18 protein-coding genes and 1 pseudogene are annotated in these 17,143 nt (G+C 26.2%); 5 read left to right on the forward strand and 14 right to left on the reverse strand.

From position 1 onward, the window contains the following. Positions 1-7: 7 nt before the first annotated feature. From CMOL_RS04245 to CMOL_RS04280, 8 genes are all read right to left on the reverse strand, one after another. Entirely contained in the window at positions 8-937 is a 930-nt protein-coding gene (locus tag CMOL_RS04245; protein WP_200281053.1) for a GNAT family N-acetyltransferase, read from the reverse strand. Next, positions 934-1,689, reverse strand: coding sequence for a class I SAM-dependent methyltransferase (locus tag CMOL_RS04250; protein WP_239819853.1), 756 nt, complete (start codon positions 1,687-1,689; stop codon positions 934-936). Before CMOL_RS04250 ends, CMOL_RS04245 begins: the two co-directional genes overlap by 4 nt. Then, entirely contained in the window at positions 1,679-2,080 is a 402-nt protein-coding gene (wlaRB, locus tag CMOL_RS04255) for a class E lipooligosaccharide biosynthesis 3,4-ketoisomerase WlaRB (protein ID WP_200281051.1), read from the reverse strand. Before wlaRB ends, CMOL_RS04250 begins: the two co-directional genes overlap by 11 nt. A 3-nt stretch (positions 2,081-2,083) precedes the next feature. Further along, positions 2,084-3,115: a dTDP-glucose 4,6-dehydratase gene (gene rfbB / locus CMOL_RS04260; protein ID WP_239819854.1), complete on the reverse strand. Its 1,032-nt coding sequence runs from the start codon at positions 3,113-3,115 to the stop codon at positions 2,084-2,086. Next, entirely contained in the window at positions 3,115-3,993 is an 879-nt protein-coding gene (gene rfbA / locus CMOL_RS04265) for a glucose-1-phosphate thymidylyltransferase RfbA (protein WP_239819855.1), read from the reverse strand. The genes rfbB and rfbA overlap by 1 nt, the downstream gene beginning before the upstream one ends. A gap of 320 nt (positions 3,994-4,313) precedes the next feature. Beyond that, entirely contained in the window at positions 4,314-5,525 is a 1,212-nt protein-coding gene (locus CMOL_RS04270; protein WP_239819856.1) for a glycosyltransferase family 2 protein, read from the reverse strand. Further along, positions 5,522-6,400 carry a glycosyltransferase family 2 protein gene (locus CMOL_RS04275; RefSeq protein WP_239819857.1) on the reverse strand — a complete coding sequence of 293 codons (879 nt, stop codon included), beginning with the start codon at positions 6,398-6,400 and terminating at the stop codon, positions 5,522-5,524. Before CMOL_RS04275 ends, CMOL_RS04270 begins: the two co-directional genes overlap by 4 nt. Next, entirely contained in the window at positions 6,393-7,274 is an 882-nt protein-coding gene (locus tag CMOL_RS04280) for a glycosyltransferase (RefSeq protein ID WP_239819858.1), read from the reverse strand. The genes CMOL_RS04275 and CMOL_RS04280 overlap by 8 nt, the downstream gene beginning before the upstream one ends. 90 nt (positions 7,275-7,364) lie before the next feature. On the opposite strand from CMOL_RS04280, the gene CMOL_RS04285 reads away from it, so the two are divergent. Genes CMOL_RS04285 through CMOL_RS04300 form a run of 4 tightly spaced genes read left to right on the forward strand, consistent with a single transcriptional unit; the run spans position 7,365 to position 11,051 of the window. Continuing rightward, positions 7,365-8,249: an alpha-2,3-sialyltransferase gene (locus tag CMOL_RS04285; protein WP_239819859.1), complete on the forward strand. Its 885-nt coding sequence runs from the start codon at positions 7,365-7,367 to the stop codon at positions 8,247-8,249. After that, the gene (locus tag CMOL_RS04290) at positions 8,240-9,271 is read left to right on the forward strand and encodes an N-acetylneuraminate synthase family protein (protein ID WP_239819860.1); all 1,032 of its coding nucleotides are present in this window, start codon (positions 8,240-8,242) and stop codon (positions 9,269-9,271) included. The genes CMOL_RS04285 and CMOL_RS04290 overlap by 10 nt, the downstream gene beginning before the upstream one ends. Next, positions 9,268-10,383, forward strand: coding sequence for a UDP-N-acetylglucosamine 2-epimerase (gene neuC, locus CMOL_RS04295; protein ID WP_239819861.1), 1,116 nt, complete (start codon positions 9,268-9,270; stop codon positions 10,381-10,383). The genes CMOL_RS04290 and neuC overlap by 4 nt, the downstream gene beginning before the upstream one ends. After that, entirely contained in the window at positions 10,380-11,051 is a 672-nt protein-coding gene (locus CMOL_RS04300; RefSeq protein WP_239819862.1) for an acylneuraminate cytidylyltransferase family protein, read from the forward strand. Before neuC ends, CMOL_RS04300 begins: the two co-directional genes overlap by 4 nt. Here CMOL_RS04300 and CMOL_RS04305 read toward each other — a convergent pair. Next, complete coding sequence (locus tag CMOL_RS04305) at positions 11,034-11,837, reverse strand: glycosyltransferase family 2 protein (RefSeq protein ID WP_239819863.1); 804 nt, start codon at positions 11,835-11,837, stop codon at positions 11,034-11,036. The genes CMOL_RS04300 and CMOL_RS04305 overlap by 18 nt on opposite strands. Before the next feature lie 59 nt (positions 11,838-11,896). On the opposite strand from CMOL_RS04305, the gene waaF reads away from it, so the two are divergent. Next, positions 11,897-12,838, forward strand: a complete 942-nt coding sequence (gene waaF / locus CMOL_RS04310) for a lipopolysaccharide heptosyltransferase II (protein ID WP_239819864.1) — start codon at positions 11,897-11,899, stop codon at positions 12,836-12,838. On the opposite strand, the gene CMOL_RS04315 is transcribed toward waaF, so the two are convergent. The 5 genes and pseudogenes from CMOL_RS04315 to CMOL_RS04335 all read right to left on the reverse strand — a co-directional run bounded on the left by CMOL_RS04315 (position 12,831) and on the right by CMOL_RS04335 (position 17,025). Further along, a complete protein-coding gene (locus tag CMOL_RS04315; RefSeq protein ID WP_239819865.1) occupies positions 12,831-13,607 on the reverse strand; it encodes a glycosyltransferase family 25 protein in 777 nt (258 codons plus the stop codon). The genes waaF and CMOL_RS04315 overlap by 8 nt on opposite strands. Continuing rightward, positions 13,607-14,167 (reverse strand): D-sedoheptulose 7-phosphate isomerase, encoded by a 561-nt coding sequence (gene gmhA, locus CMOL_RS04320; RefSeq protein WP_239819866.1) that lies wholly within the window; start codon positions 14,165-14,167, stop codon positions 13,607-13,609. Before gmhA ends, CMOL_RS04315 begins: the two co-directional genes overlap by 1 nt. Beyond that, complete coding sequence (gene rfaE1, locus CMOL_RS04325; RefSeq protein WP_239819867.1) at positions 14,160-15,548, reverse strand: D-glycero-beta-D-manno-heptose-7-phosphate kinase; 1,389 nt, start codon at positions 15,546-15,548, stop codon at positions 14,160-14,162. The genes gmhA and rfaE1 overlap by 8 nt, the downstream gene beginning before the upstream one ends. Then, positions 15,541-16,491 carry an ADP-glyceromanno-heptose 6-epimerase gene (gene rfaD / locus CMOL_RS04330; RefSeq protein ID WP_239819868.1) on the reverse strand — a complete coding sequence of 317 codons (951 nt, stop codon included), beginning with the start codon at positions 16,489-16,491 and terminating at the stop codon, positions 15,541-15,543. The genes rfaE1 and rfaD overlap by 8 nt, the downstream gene beginning before the upstream one ends. After that, positions 16,488-17,025, reverse strand: a pseudogene (locus CMOL_RS04335) (D-glycero-alpha-D-manno-heptose-1,7-bisphosphate 7-phosphatase). Before CMOL_RS04335 ends, rfaD begins: the two are co-directional and overlap by 4 nt. Between the last annotated feature and the right edge of the window lie 118 nt (positions 17,026-17,143).

Consider the following 17,143-nt stretch of genomic DNA (forward strand, 5'->3'; position numbering starts at 1 on the left):
ATTTCCTTTACAGTTTTATTTCCCAAAAGTTATGCGCCATGGTTCTTGCACCAAAACTTTCTTTTTGAAAAATAAGACCCTTGTTTAGATATAAACCATTATTTTCATTTGAAATTCCAAAATCAAAATATTTTTTATCTTTGGAATATTTTTCTATTAAAAATTTTAACAATAAATCTAAAGCACCATATTCTCTACCATAATCACTATTTGCCAAATACTGAGTATGAACCAAATTCTCATAAACAAAAAGTAAAGTTCCTGCTACTATCGTCTCGTCTTTTTTAGCCACAAAAAGCTTTATATTTTCAGGAAATCTTGATTTTAATAATACTAACTCATCTACATTATGAACAGCTTTAGCATTATGCTGTTTTGATAAAACTTCATTTAACAATACTAAAAAACCTTTAAAATCATTTGTTTCTTCTATTGCAATATTCTCTTTTTTTGCTTTTGAAATTTGATATTTTCTTCCTTTTGCAAAGCTATAATTGTCCAAATAAATTACACTAGAACAATCGATTCTATATAATTGTGCATTATTTAAAAATAGAGCATATAAATCCTCTTGAGATGCTTTTTTATGATATATATAAGGAATACTTTTATAAATAAGTTTTTCAAATTTATTGTTTTTCATATAATCTAATAAAACATTAAAACATTCTAGCATTTTATTTTGTTGCATTTTATTATCACAGATAAATCCACCAAAAGTCAATCCTTGATGAGAATGCAAAACACCATCTTTTTGATTTAAAGGAAGCAATGTGAGGAGTTTTTCGCCTTCATAAAACATCAATGAATGATCAATAAATCTATCAGAATGATAATCCATATAATTTCTATCAAACATAAACAAACCATTTTTAGAATTTTTATTAAATTCATTCCATATTATAAAATCATTTTTGGTATATTTTTTAACTATCATACTATTTTTATATCTACAAAAATTTCAGCACCAAATTCAGGCATATAATCACTTAATTTATATAATCCATCTAACAATTTTTCATCTAAAATTTTATTTTCTAAACATAATGACATTTTAGCATGATTAAATGGTTTTATAAAATATGAGCCACTATCTAATATCATACACCCCCCCCCAATATGATTTTTTACGAATTGTGTGAGTTTATTTAAATCAAATGTTGTATTTTGCTGAAATTTTATAGCTGTATTTGTCAAATTTCCAAGTTTATTTATCAAACCACTTTTATAAGCCCAAAGCAAATGAAAAGATTTTGAGTTTGGAACATTTATATGAATTATAGTCCCTTTATTACATACTTTCAAAATATCTTTTAAAAAACCATCTGGGTTGTTTACTTCGTGCAATAAGCCGCTACATATTATAAAATCAAAATTATGATTTTTTTTTAACAAATTCACTTTATTTTCTAAAAAATCATTAAAAATTTCTATATTGTGATTTTCAAGATCTCTTATAGCCTTATTAAAAAATATATCAGAAGGTTCTATTATAATCACTTTGTTAAAATTTTTATAATAATTAAAAATAGAATCCGTTCCACATCCTATCTCTAAAATATTTTTAGGATTATATTTGTTTAAAGTTTCTAATACTTTTTTTCTTCTATAATGAACCATTATTTCTTCAAAATTATACTCATTATTTATATAATCTTGACTATATTTTTCTATATCCCTATTTTGCATTTAAAACCTTTAAAAATTCATTATAATCTCTTATATATTCTTTTTCATCATAAAAATCACTAGCTAAAACTAGTAATTTCGCCCCATAGGAAAAATTTTTCATCTCACGCCATATATTTTTTCCTATATAAAGCCCGACATCTGGACGATTTAAGCATATTTTTTTCTTTTTTTTTCCATTATCCAGCACTATGTCACAAGAACCACACATCATTATAAGAATTTGTTCTAAATTTTTATGAGCATGAGCTCCTCTTGGAAATTTTGGATCTGTATCAAATATATAATACACCCTTTTTATCTCAAATGGAACCTCTTTTAAATTTTCAAGCACAATTAAAGAACCTCTATCATCTTTTCTATTTTGAAAATTTAAAATTTTACAATCCAAACTCTATCCTTTATACTTCTTGATATACCAATTTATAGTCTTTTCTAAACCACTTTCAAATTTTTCGTTAGGTTTCCATCCTATGATATTTTGTAGTTTTGTAGAATCTATGGCATATCTTTTATCATGTCCAGCCCTATCCTTAACAAAAGAAATTTGATCTTTATATGTGCTTGATTTAGGTAATATTTTATCTAAATATTGACATATTTTATTTGCTATATCTATATTTTGCCATTCTTCATTGCCGCCTATATTAAAAGTATCAAAATAAGAATTTTCTATCTTTATTTTAGATAAAGCATGATTATATATTTGCTTTATGGCAATACAATGGTCTTTTACATACAACCAATCTCTTATGTTTTTACCATTTCCATATATAGGTATTTTATTACCACTTAAAGCATTTCTTATAATAGTAGGTATAAGCTTTTCGTCATGCTGAAAAGGTCCATAGTTGTTTGAACAATTTGAAATAACTGCATTTAAACCATAAGTATGATGATAACTTCTAACCAACATGTCACAACTTGCCTTTGAAGCCGAATATGGAGAATTTGGGGCATAAATACTATCTTCTGCAAATTTCCCAATTTTTCCTAAAGAACCATAAACTTCATCTGTGCTTATTTGATAAAATAAAGTTTCTTTAAATTCTGTTTTTTTTACAAAAGGCTCAACAAACCAAGTCTTATAAGCTGTGTTTAATAAATTCCAAGTGCCATATATATTTGTTTTTATAAATATATCAGGATTTTTTATAGAATTATCCACATGAGATTCCGCTGCAAAATTTATCACAGCTTTTATTTTATATTTATTAAAAATTTCTCCAACCAAAGAAGTATTACTTATATCTCCATGTATAAAAATATAGTTAGGATTTTCTTTTAATGAACTTAAATTTGATGAATTGCTAGCATAGGTTAAAAGATCTAAGTTGATAACTTTTATATTTTCTTCTTGCTCAAATAAGTAAAGTAAAAAATTAGATCCTATAAAACCTGCCCCACCCGTAACTAAAATATACATTATTTTCCTTGATTTAGTAATCTATTTAGATAAATTCCGTAACTACTTTTGCTTAACAATTTCGCTCTTTGTGATAATACTTCGTTATTTATCCATCCATTATTATAAGCTATTTCTTCTAAGCAAGCTATTTTATACCCTTGCCTCAATTCTATAGTTTGCACAAAAGAGCTAGCCTCTATAAGACTATCATGGGTTCCAGTATCTATCCAAGCAAACCCTCTACCTAATATTTGTGATTTTAACCTATTTAATCTTAAATATTCTATATTTACATCAGTAATCTCAAGCTCACCTCTTTGGCTTGGTTTTATATTTTTTGCTATATATATAGCTTCATTGTCATAAAAATATAAACCAGTTGCCGCATAGTTACTCTTTGGTTTTTTTGGTTTTTCCTCTAAACTTAAAACATTTCCGTTTTTATCCATTTCAACAACACCAAATCTTTCTGGATCTTTAACATGATAAGAAAATATACTCGCATATCCATTTTTAACATCATTTTTGGCATTCTCTAAAATATCACTAAAACCTTGTCCATAAAATATATTATCACCTAAAATCAATGCAATGTTGTCATTGCTTATAAAATCTTTTGCCAATACTAAACCTTGAGCTAGACCATCAGGATTTTCTTGAATTAAATAATCTATCTTCATTCCTAAAAAATCACCCTTGCCAAATATCTCTTTAAATCTTGCGATATCTTTTGGTGTGGATATAATCAAAACTTCCCTAATTTTTGATAGCATTAAAACAGAAATAGGATAGTAAATCATCGGCTTATCATATATTGGCAACAATTGTTTACATATACCTAATGTACAAGGATACAATCTCGTTCCAGAGCCACCGGCTAAAACAATACCTTTCATTAATATTTCCTTAAATTATTAATCTTTAATAGCAATTTTATATATAAAAAACAAATAATATTTTATAACCTTCTCTCTAAACTTTTAATTTCTTTTTCCAAAATTTAAAAAACTTTTCGTTAAATTCCCAAAAATCATTTTTAATTGATTTCAGAATTTTTAAACTTCTCTTTTTATCTTAATAATTTTGCCTTAAAATTTCTTTATTTTAAACACAGATCTAATTCAAAATTTTAAAAATGATTTAAAATAATATTTATCTCTAAGCTTATTTAATTTTAAATAGTTCTACATTATAAGTTGGAAGTATGATGGAAATTTTAGGCATGGTTATCTTTTTTAAAAAGTTTTTTTGGATGGCGAATATAAAATCTTAATTTCATATATCTTCTATATAAAATTAATCTTTTTATAAAAAATTTAATCATTTCTTCTAAATTTAAAGGATCATTATAAAATTTTTGATCAAAATAAATATAATAATACCTCTTAACACTTTTACTTATAAATTTATTTTTACTTTTTAAATTAAATATAAAAATTTGTTTTGCAATAATCAAAAGGCAATACATTTTAAAGTATTCTCTAAGTTCTTGATAATTATCAAAATATTTTCTTAAGGGTTCTAAATTTTTAGGTAATTTTTTAGGGATGCTAGTTTCCTTGCAATTTATAATAGAATTATCTCTTATTCGATAAATCATTGAGGTTTCATCTATATAATATATTTTTTTAGCTAAGCAAAATAAAATAGTTCCAAAATCATGATCTTCATGGTAAATTCCATGAGTAAAACGAAGAATATAATCATTTAAGATAACAGCATTAAAAGCTCCCTGCCAAGCAAAATAAAAACTAAGAAAATTATTTTCTTGTAACAATTTTAAACCATTTTCATAAAAATCTTTTTTGCTTTTGCTCATCAAATTTGTATCGGGATTTTTTATAAATTTAAAATCATTTTCATGAAATTCATCAAAATTATGCACACAAATATCTAAATCTTTTTCAATCATATTTTGAATACATAATTTTATACAATCTTTTAAAAAATAATCATCAGAATCTAAAAAATGTATTATAGAATTAGGTAATTCTTGTATTATAAATTCATTAATATTCTCTAAATTGGTTTTAATATATCTTTTTTGAATTTGTTTAAAATTTACTTTTATATCTTCTTTTTTTACTATTTTTGTATTTTTTTTAAAAGTATGAGTTTTTTCAAAAGATACAATATCTTCTTCTTTATTATCTTCAAAAAAGGCTCTAAGTTTAGTTCCTCTTATAAACTCTAATCCTACATTTCTAGCCGAGCTTAATCCACTATTTTCTTTTGAAATAAGAAAAATTCTTTCATCTTTTTGAAGATATTCTAAAGCTATTTCTAAACTTCTATCATTGCTTCCATCATCAACTAAAATGATATCTAAATTTTCATATGTTTGATTTATCACACTATCTAAACATTCTTTTAAATAGGATTCTACATTATAAATTGGAATGATAATGCTTATTAAAGGATTATTCATCTATATCTTCTTAATCTTGAAATCTTAAATAGCAAAATATAGCATATTTTTTTAAATTTCTCTTTCTTTTTTAAAAATTTATATTTTAAATAAGAAATTTTGTGACTTTTATATAAAAACCGACAGATATTCATTTTGATAAAATAAGAATAATACTTTAAGATATTCTTTTTTAAATCCATTTTTTTAATTATCTCAAGGACAAAATACAAATCCTCTAAATAAATATCATATTTTTGACCATTCTCTCTGCAAATAGAGCTTTTGCGAATAATATAATTATAAAGACAATCTTTTATAAAAATCATTTTTTCATTAATCAACAAAATATAAACCAACATATCCTCAGCATAAACAAATCTACGATGAATCTTTTGAATTCTTTTAATAAAAAAATCTTTTTTGACCATTAAAAACCATAAATTCCAAGGCATATAGAAAAATTGATTGATTTTTTTTTCAAATTCCTCATAATTTTTTACTTTTGGATATAAAAAAGAGATTTTATTACTTTCATTTTTTTTAAAACCAAATTGTAATAAATTATTATCTTTTATATTTATTAAGCATATTTCACAAGCATTTAACTCTAAATAATCATCCGGATCTAAAAACATGATATAATCCGCATTTGAATTAAAAACACCTATATTTCGACTTGCAAAAGTGCCTAGATTTTTTTCATTATGGATTATTTTTATTCTTTCATCTTTGTTAGCATAGTCTTTAGCAATTTCTATACTTTTATCATTACCACAATCATCTACTACTATAATTTCTATATCTTTAAAAGTCTGATTTATGCAACTTTGTAAAGCTCTTTCTATATATGGTTCTACATTATAAGTTGGAAGTATGATGGAAATTTTAGGCATGGCTATCTTTTTTAAAAAGTTTTTTTGGATGGCGAATATAAAATCTTAATTTTTCAAAAATTTTTATTCCGATATAAAAACGATCTTTTAATGTTAATTTATAACCTATATCTAAAATAAGAATATCAATACCATATCTTTTAAGCAAACATGCATAAATTCCATTTTTGTAAAAACAATTTTTATTCATTTTATTACATCTCCACATTTCTGAAAAAAGATGAATAAATGGCTGATTTGTATCTAAAACAACATTTTTTTCAATAAAATCTTTAGCTTTTAACCAAGGAATTTGACAAGTTTTTTTATAATCCCAAGCATATTTTTTAAGTTGGTTTTTTTCAACCCATTCTGCTAAAAATGAAGGACCTATAACTCCCCATGGAATTTGCTTTTTATGATCTATAATTTTTTCAGCTTTATTTATAAGAATTTTTCCAAAATCACAATTTTTTGGAAATTTTAAAAAAGAAGTGGTAATTCTTGGATGATTTTCATCCTCATCAATTTCTTGAGAAAAAATATATTCTTGATCTAAATTGATATGGTGCAAACAGATCATATCAAGATCCACCCATACCCCCCCCCTAGTATAGAGCATTTTATATCTAAAATAATCACTAAAAGCAGCTACTCCAGCTCCTCTATCGTCGTTAAAATACTCATCAAAGGGAATTATTTCATTTGCATCTTTAAGTTCAAAATCATTAAATATTTTATCCAATTGATTAAAAATTTTATCATCAAGATTATAAGTGTAAAGTATAAATTTATAATTATTATCCAAAAAAGATTTTATCGATAATAATTCCATCAAACCTATACCCTTATATCCTTTAGGAGTATACCAAAAACTACTCACTTCTTGTTTCATTAAACAAACCTTTAAATTTTTTATTTTATAATTTTATCATAAAAAACAAAAATTAAAGATAGTTTATAAAGGAGAATATAAGGATGATACATGGGGGGGGGTAATGCCGTAATTTGCGGCAATGGTCCTAGCTTAAAAGAAATAGATTACAAAAGACTTCCAAAAGAATATGATGTTTTTAGATGTAATCAATTTTACTTTGAAAACAAATACTATCTTGGTAAAAATATCAAATATACTTTTTTTAATTCCTTTGTATTTTTCGAACAATATTACACCGCTAAAAAACTGATAGAAAACAACGAATATAATATAGAAAATATTGTATGTTCAACATTTAATTTGCCTCTTATAGATGATAAAAAATTTATAAAATTGTTTCCAAATTATTTTTGCGATTGTATATTAGGGCATGAGTTATTATATAACATAAAAGATTTTTTAGCTTTTATGTTATATAACGAAATTTATGAAAACAAAAGAATAACTTCTGGAATTTACATGTGCGCAATAGCTATTTCCTTAGGGTATAAAAATATTTATTTAAGTGGGATTGATTTTTATGAAGATAATTCTTATGCTTTTGAACATAAAAAAAATAATTTGTTAAAATTATTACCTAAATTTAAAAATCAAAATTCAGTATCTGAATTTCATTCTAAAGAATTTGATTTACAAACTTTAGCTTTTTTAAAAGAAAAATACGGAGCTCATTTTTACTCATTAAATGAAAATAGCACCTTGGCAAAATACATAGATTTAGCACCTATAAACGGCAATCATTTTTCAATAGAGAATAAGCCAAATAATTATATAAGCGATATTCTATGTCCTGATTCTATACATAGAGAAACAATATATTCAAAAAAACCTAAACCTAAGCTAAAACAAAATATTTATTATAAATTATTTAAAGATTTTTTTAGACTTCCAAGTGATATAAAACACTATATGCAAGGAAAAACATGCAAATAAAGATCAATAACCTAACCATATCTCAAAATTCTCCTTTAATCATTCCTGAAATAGGTATCAATCATAATGGAAGTTTAGAGCTTGCAAAACTTATGGTCGATGCAGCCAAAAGAGCAGGTGCCAAGATTATTAAGCATCAAACGCATATCGTTGAAGATGAGATGAGTGAAGCTGCAAAAAAAGTTATCCCAGGAAATGCAAAAATCAGCATTTATGAAATTATGAAAAAATGTGCTCTTGATTATAAAGATGAATTAGCTTTAAAAGAATATACAGAAAGCTTAAATTTAACTTATCTTAGCACTCCTTTTTCTCGTGCAGCTGCTAATCGCTTAGAAGATATGGGAGTACTTGCCTATAAAATAGGTTCTGGAGAATGTAATAATTATCCCTTGATCAAACACATAGCACAATTTAAAAAACCAATGATCATAAGCACAGGAATGAATAGCATAGAAAGCATAAAACCTACAGTAAAAATTTTGAGAGATTTTGAAATTCCTTTTGTTTTACTTCATACAACCAATTTATATCCAACTCCTATGCATTTAGTAAGATTGCAAGCCATGCTTGAACTTTACAAAGAATTTAATTGTCTTTATGGATTGAGCGATCACACAACGAGTAATCTTGCTTGTTTAGGTGCTGTTGCCTTAGGAGCTAGTGTTTTAGAAAGACATTTTACAGATAAAATGGATAGAGAAGGTCCTGATATAGTATGCTCAATGGATGAGAAAGCTTTAAAAGAACTTATTGTTCAAAGTGAGCAAATGACTCTTTTAAGAGGGGTTAACAATAAAAATGCTTTAAAAGAAGAGCAAGTAACTATCAACTTTGCTTTTGCAAGTATAGTAAGCATAAAAGAAATCAAAAAAGGACAAATACTTAGCAAAGAAAATATCTGGGTTAAACGTCCTGGTATTGGTGGAATTGCTGCAGCTGAGTTTGAAAATATTTTAGGTAGAAAAACAAAAAAAGATATTAAAATCGATACGCAACTTACTTGGGATGATTTTGAATGAAAAAAATAGTCTTTGTAAGTGGCACAAGAGCTGATTTTTCTAAGATAAAATCTTTAATGCTTAAAATAGAAAATTCTAATGAATTTGAATTATTTATATTTGCTACTGGTATGCATATGAGCAAAAAATTTGGATTGACTGTTAAAGAAATAGAAAAATGTGGTTTTAAAAATATCCATAAATTTATAAATCATGACAAATATTATCAAATGGATCAAGCCCTATCAGCTACTATTGACGGTTTTTCAAAATTTATACATGAAATTGAACCTGATTTAATCATTGTTCATGGTGATAGAATCGAACCCTTAGCGGCTGCTATAGTTGGAAGTTTAAATAATATTTTAGTGGCACATATAGAAGGTGGGGAATTATCAGGAACTATAGATGAAAGTCTAAGACATGCTATAAGCAAACTTGCACATATACATTTAGTCAATGATGAAACTGCAAAAAAAAGACTCGTGCAAATGGGAGAAGATAAAAATTCTATTTTTATCATAGGTTCTCCAGATTTGGAATTACTTAACGCTAATTATATTGATATAAAAGAAGTAAAAAAATATTACAATATTGACTATGAAAAATACGCTATAGTTATTTTTCACCCTGTTACAACAGAATTTAACTCTATGAAAGAACAAAGTGAAGAATTTGTAAATGCTTTGATAAAAAGTAAAAAAAATTATATCGTTATTTATCCAAATAATGATTTAGGCTTTGAATCTATTATGCAATCTTATGAAAAATTAAAAAATTTAAAACGCTTTAAAATTTTTCCCTCATTAAGATTTGAATATTTTATTATTTTATTAAAACATGCTGATTTTATCATCGGAAATTCAAGTTGCATTTTAAAAGAAGCTTTATATCTTGGTATCAATGGAATTTTAGTTGGATCAAGACAAGATGCAAGAACAAACATAAAGGATGTTTTAAAAACACAAGCTAATGAAAAAGAAATTTTAAAACTCATTAAAAAACCTTTCAACCCTAAAAATAAAAAACATGAGATCAAAGCTTTAAAAAGCTCGGAAGAATTTTTTAAGCTTTTAAAAGATGAAAAACTCTTTAAAGTTAGCAAACAAAAGAAATTTATGGATATAATATGAATTTAGCAATCATTCCAGCTCGATCTGGATCAAAAGGAATAAAAAATAAAAATTTAGTACCTTTAAACAATAAACCCCTGCTTTATTACACCATATATGCCGCTAAAAATTCCCATTTCATCGACAAAATTGTTTTAAATAGCGATGGAGATGAAATTTTAGAATATGGAAAAACTCAAGATATTGATACCTTAAAAAGACCGATTGAATTAGCACAAGATGATACAACTAGTGATAAAGTTATTTTACATACCCTAAAATTTTATAAATATTATGAAAATATTATTTTTTTACAACCTACCTCTCCTTTTAGAACCTATAAACACATTGATGAAGCCTTTTTAAAATTTCAAGAAGAACAATCAAATGCACTGATTAGCGTTACAGAATATGATAATAAAATTTTAAAAGCTTTTATAGTGGATAAAAAAGGCTATTTGCAAGGTATATGCAATGATAAATACCCTTTTATGCCTAGACAAAAATTACCAAAAACTTATATGAGTAATGGTGCAATTTATATTATAAAAACTGATTTATTTTTAAAAAATCCGACTTTTTTTCAAGAAAAAACAACTTATTATATTATGGATGAAAAATCAAGTCTAGATATAGACAGTACTAAAGATTTGAAAAAAGCAAATACTATTTTACAATCTTCCCTCTAAACTTTTAATTTCTTTTTCTAAAATCAAAAAAAACTTTTTATTAAATTCCCAAAAATCATTTTTAATTGATTTCAAAATCTCTAAGCTTCTTTTTTTATCTTGATAATTTTGCCATAAAATTTCTTTATTTTTGTTTTCATACCTACCATTCTCATTAAATTCATAATAATAAAGGCATTCTTTAAAAATAGCTATTTTTTTACAAAACATAAAATAAATATAACAAAAAAGTACATCCTCACCATAACAAAGTTTTTCAAAAATATCAATTTTTTCAAAAATTTTAAGAATTAGATCTTTTTTAAAAACCTTTGCCCAAACCGACCAGCAAAAATGTCTTTGCTTGATTAAAAATTCTAAAAATTGTTCTTGAGTAAAAATTTCATCTTTTTTAAAACGATAAAATTGCTTAGTTTTTACTCTATGAACAAAAGCATCAAAACAAAGCAAATCCAACTCAGGTTTCATGCTACAAATAGCTATTTCACAAGCTCTTAAAGGCAAAAAATCATCCGCATCTAAAAACATCACAAAATCAGCACTTGATCTTAAAACTCCCAAATTTCTACTTGCAAAGGTGCCTAAATTCTTATCATTTTTAAAAATTTTTATTCTTTGGTCTTTTTTAGCAAATTCCAAGGCTATATTTAAGCTTTCATCTTCGCTTTTATCATCAATAATTATGATTTCTATATCTTTAAAAGTCTGATTTGTGCAACTTTGTAAGGTTCTTGAAAGCAAATTTTGAACATTATACATAGGGATAATAAGACTGATTTTTGGCATAATTTTCCTAATTTTTTGTTAAAATTATAAAAAATTTTATCTAAAATTTTAAGGTTTTCATGAAAATTTTTATCCATCTTCCCACTTGGCTAGGCGATGCTGTAATGGCTTCAGCGGCTTTATATGGTATAAAAAAATATTTTAAAGATGCTGAGTTTATCCTTTATGGTTCTTTTGCTTCTACTCAGCTTTTTAAAAATTTTTCTCATTCTAAAACTATCATAGAAGATAGAAAAAAACGTTATAAACAAGCTTTGAAATTGCGTAAAGAATTTAAAATAGACCTTGCGATCTCTTTTAGATCATCTTTGTCTTCTAAAATCATTTTAAATATATTAAGAGCAAAAAAAAGATATTTTTTCAATAAACGCAAATTTAAAGAAGAGCATCAAGTTTTAAAATATCTTTATTTCATTGAAAATGCTTTAAATTTTAAAATTCATTCCAAAGAATTACAACTTCCGATTAAAAGAAGATTTACACATCCTCTAACACTCAAAAATGGTAAAAAAATTCTAGGGATCAATCCAGGGGCTACCTTTGGAAGTGCTAAACGTTGGGATGCGAGTTATTTTGCCGAAGTGGCAAAAGAATTTTCAAAAAGCCATGAAATTTTAATTTTTGGTGCTGGACATGGGGAGCAAATTCTTTGCGATGAAATTGAAAAGCTTTTAAAAAATTCAAACATTAAGGCTAAAAATCTTTGCAATAAAACAAGCATTCAAAATTTATGTCAAAATATAGCCCTTTGTGATCTTTTTATAACAAATGATAGTGGACCTATGCATATAGCAGCTGCTTATAAGATAAAAACCATAGCAATCTTTGGTCCTACTAAATTTACTCAAACTTCACCTTGGAAAAATCCTAATGCAAAATTAGTGCATTTAAATCTAGACTGTATGCCTTGTATGCAAAAAATTTGCCCTTTAAAACATCATAAATGCATGAAAGATTTAAAACCTGAAATGGTAATGGAAAAGGCTAAAAAATTTACTTAAGCTTTAATCGATTTTTTATATATATAATAGATAATAACCTTAAAATACTTGAGTAAAATCTGAAAATTTCTCTGATAATTTTTCTATAAATTTTTATTTTTCGACCATAACGCCCAAGTTGAGAAATATTGCTTTGCAATTCCAAACTATGTTTTAGCAATAAAGGCTTTTTAATAATATTTAAAACTTTATGTTTATAAAATTTATCCATATAATCATCAACGGGCATATAAATAAATTGTGCTTTTGATATAAATTTTTTTGCAGCATTGGGTTTTAATACATAACCTTGAGTTCCAGCAAGTTTTTCAAAACTCAAATAATACCCTTCTCCTATCCAACTCTCGCTCAAAAAATACAATCTTTTATTAAACAAATAACAAAGTCTTATGTATTCATATTTACTCTTCAATAACTCATCTATATATTCTTCTCCATTATTTAAAAATTCATCACTAAATTCCACATCATCTTCTAGTACTATTATAGGTTCATTCAGTCTAACGCATTCTTGCCATAATTTATAATGACTAGCAAAACAAGCTTTTTCACCATCACTAAGCTCTCTACCTAGTACCCAAGAACCCCACCAAGGAAAATGTTGTTTAAATTCTAAATGTTCATTGTTTTTTGCATTAACTGCTTTAAAAAAAATAAATTCTAGCTTATTTTTTAAACTAGAATTTTTTTCAAAAAGCTTTTGAATTTGTTTTTGTATATGCTCCTTTCTATCTTTGGAGCGCTCTAGATTGATAATAAAAACTTTCATCAAAAATTCTCATCGACTATTTGACAAAGTGCATGAATGATTAAAATATGCATTTCTTGAATTCTTGCTGTATCATTGCTTGGTACAACAAGATTGTAATCACAAATTTCATTCATCTTACCCCCACTTTTTCCACTTAATCCTATACAAAGCATTTTAAATTCTTTTGCTTTTTTAAAAGCCTCTAAAACATTAGGGCTATTGCCGCTTGTTGATATTCCTACTAAGATATCTTTTTCTCTTGCTAAAGCCTCAAGCTGTCTTGAAAATATAAACTCAAATCCGTAATCATTCCCTATCGCACTTAAAGCTGAAGTATCAGTGGTTAAAGCTATGCCCGCTAAAGCTTTACGTTCTTTTTTATAGCGACCGCTAAGTTCAGCAGCAAAATGCTGAGAATCTGCAGCACTTCCACCATTGCCACAAATAAGTATTTTGCCATTTTCTTTTAAGCATTGGCATATTAGCTCACCTACTTTTGCGATCTGACCTTTAAGAATTTCACTAGCTTTTAATACTTCTTGATGCTCTTGCCATTCTTTTTCTATAAGATTAATCATTTTGCTTCCTAATTTTTTCTATAATTTTACTTGTACTAAAACCCTCTTCAAATTTGATCAACTCAACTTTTGAAACAAGATCAGCCCCTACAACTTCCTTACCTTCATAATCAGCACCCTTAACCAAAATATCGGGCTTTAAAGCTGTGATCAATTTTAAGGGCGTATCCTCATCAAAGATCACAATATAATCTACAAAATAAAAAGCTGCTAACATACAAGCTCTTTGAAATTCAGAATTTATAGGCCTTTCATTTCCTTTTAAGCGACGCACACTTTCATCAGAATTTAATCCCACTATTAGCACATCACCTAATTTTTTTGCTTTTTGAAGATATTGTATATGACCAAAATGCACTATATCAAAACAACCATTAGTAAAAACAACTTTTTTATTTTTATCGCTTAAAATTTTCATAAGTTCATTTTGACTAACAATCTTTTTTTCAAAATCACTTCTTTTAAGACTTTTTATCTCATCAAAACTCACGCTCACACTACCTACTTTGCTTACAACAACTGCTGCTGCTTCATTAGCAATTTCACAAGCTTTAAAAATATCTACTTTATTTGCCAAGCAAAAAGCTAAAACCGCGATCACGCTATCCCCTGCTCCGGTAACATCATACACTTCCAAAGCCTTAGCTGGTGCAATGTGTAATTTTTGATCATAAACAGCAATTCCTGCCTCTGAAAGAGTGATCATGGAATACTCTAAATTAAAATCATCTTTTAATTTTTTAATGCCTTTTTCTAAATTTTCTCCGTCCAAATTTTCAAATTTCAATGCTTCTAAAGCCTCTTTTTTATTTGGAGTGAGTAAAGTTGCACCACTATATTTACTAAAATCACTTCCTTTTGGATCAATCAAAATAGGAATATTAAATTCATTAGCTTTCTGTATCAATGCTTTACATACCTTAGGAGTTAAAACTCCTTTAGCATAATCACTTAAAACTACCACTTGAAAATCTTTAATATATTTACAAAATAAAGCGATAAGCTCTTCTTCTAAAATTATATCACTTGTATCTTCCTCATCAAGTCTTAATACTTGCTGATTATGTGCCATGATACGATTTTTAAATGGAGTTTTACGTCCATTTTGTATCAAAAACTCACCCTTTAAATTTGCTTTTAAAAACTCACTATTTTTATCATCTCCTATTACTCCCAATGCAAAAACATCCGCTCCTAAGCTTTTTAAATTTGCATAAACATTTGCAGCTCCTCCAAGTCTTTGATCTTGTCTTGAAGTTTTTGCTACTAAAACAGGAGCTTCAGGGCTAATACGCGAACAATCACACCAAGTATAATTATCCACCATAAAATCACCTATAATAAGAATTTTTGGTTTTTGCTGACTTAGAAATTCAAGCATTAACTTCCTTTTCAAAAAGACGTTTAATTTCATCTAAATAATCTTTAATTCCCATTTCAAGACTAAATTTTGGCTGATAAGCCCAATCTTTAGAAAGCTCAGCTTGAGTATGAAATTGATAGGCTTTAATATAAGGATTTGGGATATACTCACAAGGTAAATTTGTACCCAGCTCTTTTTGTAAAATATCAACTATATCTTGAAAAGTCCTTGCTACGCCACTACCTACGTTATAAACTCCGCATTTAGAATCAAGTGCAACTAAATTTGCATCAATAGCATCTTTAATATACACAAAATCTCTATAAATTTGATCACTCTTTTCAAATAAACGAGGATTTTTTCCTGCTAAAATTTGATGAGCAAATTGCACTACCATTGATGCGGTTTTGTTTTTATAAAATTCACCTTTTCCATACACATTAAAATATCTAAGTCCAACAATATGAGCTTTATCATAGTATTTTCTTGCAATTTTATCCATCATAAGTTTTGAAAATGCATAGGGATTTTTAGGATCTTCAACCCCGACTTTTTGTGGGCTTGGTTGATTGCCATAAACTGAAGCTGAACTTGCATAAATTAATTTTGCATTAATATCTATGCTTAATTCTATAAAATCTTTAAAAGTATTTAAATTTGTTGTTAAAATCTTATTTTGATTATAAACTGTTGTATCTGAAATAGCTGCTTTATGAAAAATCACATCAGGTTTAAATTTTCTTATCTTTTGTAAAGTTTTTTCATCTTTGATATCTCCAACATAAAGCTCATCTTCAAAATCAAGCAAATTTTTAAAATGCCCAAAACACTCTAAATTACCATTATCTAAAATTTCGTTACTTGACATTTTATCAATGATTAAAATTTCATGATCTTTTTGCAATTTTAAAGCAAGTCCAGATCCTATAAAACCTGCTCCACCTGTAATTGCTATTTTCATTTATTTTTTCCTTTCTCAAAAAAGTTTAAAACTTCTTTTAAATTTTTAAATTGTTTGAAATAACTTTCTTCTTTTTTTTCTTGATTAATTAAAATCAAAGTATTAATATTTGCATTTAAACCCGCTTGCATATCGCTTAAATTATCTCCTATAAATATAGAGTTTTCCATATCAATATCAAATTCTTTTTTAGCCTTTAAAAGCATACCAGGTTTAGGTTTTCTACAATCACAATTTTGCAAATGAGAGCAATGATAAATTTTAGAAAAATGAATTTTTTCTTTTTCAAATTCTTTCAAAAAAAAATCACAAAGTCTAAAAAAATCTTCTTCGCTGTAATACCCTCTTGCAATACCTGATTGATTGGTAACAATAAAAAGCAAATAATCCCTTTTTAAAAAATAACGACACAAATCAAAAATGCCTTCACAAAATTCAAAATCTTCGATTTTATAGACATATTTTTTGTCAATATTTATTACACCATCTCTATCTAAAAACAATGCTTTTTTCATAAAAAATATTATAATATATTTTAAAAAAATATCAGCTTTTAAAATAAAAATTTATTTCAAAAAATAAAAACAAATATTGAATATATTTAATTTTAAATTTATTAAGGAGATTATAAAAATATAAGATATATAATAGT

The sequence above is a fragment of the Campylobacter sp. RM10537 genome (assembly GCF_022369435.1).
Classification (GTDB): Bacteria; Campylobacterota; Campylobacteria; order Campylobacterales; family Campylobacteraceae; genus Campylobacter_D; species Campylobacter_D molothri.